Source organism: Sphingorhabdus sp., from assembly GCF_023910635.1.
Classification (GTDB): domain Bacteria; phylum Pseudomonadota; class Alphaproteobacteria; order Sphingomonadales; family Sphingomonadaceae; genus Sphingorhabdus_B.
Genome location: NZ_JAAVVZ010000082.1, coordinates 1 through 1,644 on the forward strand (window position 1 = coordinate 1; position 1,644 = coordinate 1,644).

General features: G+C 57.5%; 2 protein-coding genes. One reads left to right on the plus strand and one right to left on the minus strand.

Going from position 1 to position 1,644, the window contains the following annotated elements; genetic code table 11:
- On the plus strand, positions 1–675 hold a 675-nt coding region (truA, locus tag HEQ34_RS14350; RefSeq protein WP_296201598.1), incomplete at its 5' end, for a tRNA pseudouridine(38-40) synthase TruA.
- A 95-nt stretch (positions 676–770) separates the two neighbouring features.
- On the opposite strand, the gene HEQ34_RS14355 is transcribed toward truA, so the two are convergent.
- Positions 771–1,448 (minus strand): dienelactone hydrolase family protein, encoded by a 678-nt coding sequence (locus tag HEQ34_RS14355; protein WP_296201599.1) that lies wholly within the window; start codon positions 1,446–1,448, stop codon positions 771–773.
- Between the last annotated feature and the right edge of the window lie 196 nt (positions 1,449–1,644).

The window sequence follows — 1,644 nt, forward strand, 5'->3', positions numbered from 1 at the left end:
CATGGCCCCTCGGTCCAAGGCGCGATCGAAGAGGCGATATTCAAAACCACTGGCGAAAAAACTTTGGTCTACAGCGCTGGCCGCACCGACGCAGGTGTCCATGCGCTTGGCATGCGCGCGCATGTCGATGTCGAAAAAGGCCTATCCGCCTTCCGCTTGATGGAGGCCATCAACGCGCATTTGCGCCCGCACCCCATCGCGATACTGGCATGCGAAGAAGTCGCCGACGATTGGCATGCGCGGTATAGCTGCATTGGCCGGGCGTATGAATATCGCATCCTCAACCGCCGTGCGTCGCTAACACTGGAAAAGGGCCGCGTCTGGCGCGTCGGACCGGAATTGGATGCCGATGCAATGCATAACGCCGCGCAGATTCTTGTCGGCCTGCATGATTTCACCACCTTCCGCTCCACCGCTTGCCAATCCGCCAGCCCCGTCAAAACGCTCGACCGCCTCAATGTGCGGCGGGAGGGGCAGCATGTGATTATCGAGGCAGCGGCTTTGTCCTTCTTGCACCATCAAGTGCGCTCCATGGTCGGATGCCTTGTCGCCGTCGGACTTGGCCGCTGGACAGCGGCCGACTTGAAGGCTGCGCTCGATGCCGCTGACCGATCAGCTCTGGCCGAAAATGCACCACCCGAAGGGCTCTATTTTGTGCGGGCTTTGTATCCTTAAAAAATGGGTACTGGCCTACACTGAAAACAGACCGCCCTGCCCGCTTTCCCACGCCAGCAATCGGCTTTGTCATGCGCTTGGTGTCATGTGCGCCGTCACCCCCCGCAAGCGTGAAACAGGGTAAGCGTGCGTTCCCGCGCCAGATCGGCGCTGGGTTCGTGATAATCCTTGCGCCGGTCGGAATTGAACCCGTGATTGGCGTCATAGACAAATATCTGCGCCGTCGGGTGCGCCTTTTCGATGAGCGCTTCGACGCCCTCCATCGGTATGCCCGCGTCATAGCGTCCGAAATGGGCGATGGTGGCACATTTGGGTGCCTTGTCGGCATATAGGGTCGGCACGAGACTGCCATAATAACAGCTTGCTGCGGCAAGATCATCGCTGATCCCCGCCATTGCCCAAGCGACCGAGCCGCCATAGCAATATCCGGTTATGAACACCGGCCCTTTGTCTTTGAGCGCATCTATGCAAACCTGCGCATCATTGAGCGATTGCGTGAACGGATGCAGGTCCCGGGCCAACTCGACAGCGCGGTTGTAATCGGGCCCGGTATACGCCGCCTCAAATCCCGGATGCTCGCGGTCAAAAATGGCGGGCGACAACACCTCATATCCATCGACGGCATATTCATCGCACAATTCGCGGATATGGTCGGTCACCCCAAATATTTCCTGCACCAGAACAAGCCCGCCGCGCCGTTCACCCACAGCTTCGGCATGGTAAACCGCGATTTCCGCACCATCCGACATCGTCATGCGAATCATTTCACCCATTACACTCTCCATTTTATCGCTCTGCACTTTTTTCAGGATAACGCCCTACGGCAGTTTATCATCCTGAAACAAGTTTAGGCCGGAAAACTACGAATAATGAGGAGAGAAAGTTCGGCATCACGATTCCCGCTACACAAGCGACAATCGCCATCTTGCATCGCAACAAAACCCCTGCTAGGGGCGGCCCGACGCCAAA

Coding starts and splice junctions, on each gene's coding strand:
- HEQ34_RS14355 (WP_296201599.1), bottom strand. CDS start 1,448: ATGGGTGAAATGATTCGCATGACGATGTCGGATGGTGCGGAAATCGCG.